2 protein-coding genes and 1 pseudogene are annotated in these 1,189 nt (G+C 72.7%); 1 reads left to right on the top strand and 2 read right to left on the bottom strand.

Going from position 1 to position 1,189, the window contains the following annotated elements; translation table 11 throughout:
- Together ABZW03_RS41050 and ABZW03_RS41045 are read right to left on the bottom strand one after the other, a co-directional pair.
- Nucleotides 1-97: pseudogene (locus tag ABZW03_RS41050) on the bottom strand (hypothetical protein); the annotation flags it as partial.
- Nucleotides 98-232: 135 nt separating this feature from the next.
- On the bottom strand, nt 233-586 hold the full coding sequence (locus ABZW03_RS41045) for a VOC family protein (RefSeq protein WP_355270010.1): 354 nt from the start codon (nt 584-586) through the stop codon (nt 233-235).
- Nucleotides 587-812: 226 nt separating this feature from the next.
- Between ABZW03_RS41045 and ABZW03_RS41040 the strand changes: the two genes are divergently transcribed.
- Nucleotides 813-1,091: a hypothetical protein gene (locus tag ABZW03_RS41040; protein ID WP_355270008.1), complete on the top strand. Its 279-nt coding sequence runs from the start codon at nt 813-815 to the stop codon at nt 1,089-1,091.
- Nucleotides 1,092-1,189 lie beyond the last annotated feature (98 nt).

The following is a 1,189-nucleotide window of genomic DNA, read 5'->3' as shown; positions in this document are numbered from 1 at the left end:
GCACCAGGTCCAGCTCGACCCGGGCCGAGACCTCGTAGTCGAAGCCGGACAGCGCCAGGCTGCCCTCCTGCGCGGTCAGCAGCAGGCCGGCCAGCACATGCACCGGTACGGCTCCGCATCCCCTACAACGACTCCATCCTGGAGTTCAGCTGGTACACGCCGAAGTAGTCGCGGGTGCACGGACGTTCCTCGGCCCGGCGCGGGATTCCGCGCCGGGCCGAGGTGTTGTCGGTCAGGCGGGCTGCCAGAGCTCGATCCGGTGGCCCTCCGGGTCGGTGACCCAGCCGAACCGGCCGACGCCGTCCATGTCCTGGGTCTCCTCGGCCACGTCCGCTCCCTTCGCGCGCAGCTGCGCGAGCATCGCGTCCAGGTCGCGGACGCGGAAGTTGAGCATGGTCTGCTGGGTGCGGGGGCCGAAGTAGTCGGTCCCGGAGTCGAAGGCCGCGAAGACCGTCGGCCCGGGCTGCGGATGCCACAGGCCGTGCTCGTCGGCGTCCAGGCCCAGGCAGTCGCGGTACCAGGCGCTCAGCGCGGCGGGGTCGGCGGCGCGCAGGAAGTATCCGCCGATGCCGAGTACTCGTTCCATGCCGCCATCCTGCCAGCGGGGCGGCCGGCGGGCCCGGCACCGCGCGGGCCTGCCCGGCCCGCAGGCGGCTCCCCCTCGTCTTCGGGTGATCTTGGTCGGGCGTCGGCGCGGCGTCCGGACGGGCGCGGCGGACGGTCCGGTATGCATGTCCCGGACCGGCGTTCGTGGGCGCATCGTGCTCCCGTCGGCCCGCCAACTCCCTGTCACCCGAAAGGATCCGATCGCCATGAAGCTGGTACGACGAATCGCTGCCACCGGCTGCACCCTCGCCCTCGCCCTGGGCGGCCTCGTCGCCGTCGCCCCGACCGCGAGCGCCAGCCCGCAGGGGTGCTTCTACTACGTCCTGGAGAACGTGCCGAACGCGGACCAGGAGCTCGTGGAGGACGCCTGTCGGACCGGGGCAGCCGGCGGCGAGGAGGCGTTCCGGGCCTGCTACCACCTCCTGCGGGAGGACTACGTCCCCGCCGTCGTCGCGGCGAACGCCTGCCGCCGCGCCGCCGAGTAGCGGCAACTCCCAGAAACGGTCCTGCGCCTGGACGTAGCCCTGGGCGCGGAACAGGTCCTCGCTGGTGTCGGCGTACAGCTGCGGGATGCCGTTGGCGT

The sequence above is a fragment of the Kitasatospora sp. NPDC004799 genome (genome assembly GCF_040609095.1).
In the GTDB taxonomy this organism is placed as follows: domain Bacteria; phylum Actinomycetota; class Actinomycetes; order Streptomycetales; family Streptomycetaceae; genus Kitasatospora.
The sequence above is the reverse complement of the archived record's forward strand: the minus strand, read 5'-3'. Positions and strand labels throughout refer to the sequence as shown.

Coding starts and splice junctions, on each gene's coding strand:
- ABZW03_RS41045 (WP_355270010.1), bottom strand. CDS start 586: ATGGAACGAGTACTCGGCATCGGCGGATACTTCCTGCGCGCCGCCGAC.
- ABZW03_RS41040 (WP_355270008.1), top strand. CDS start 813: ATGAAGCTGGTACGACGAATCGCTGCCACCGGCTGCACCCTCGCCCTC.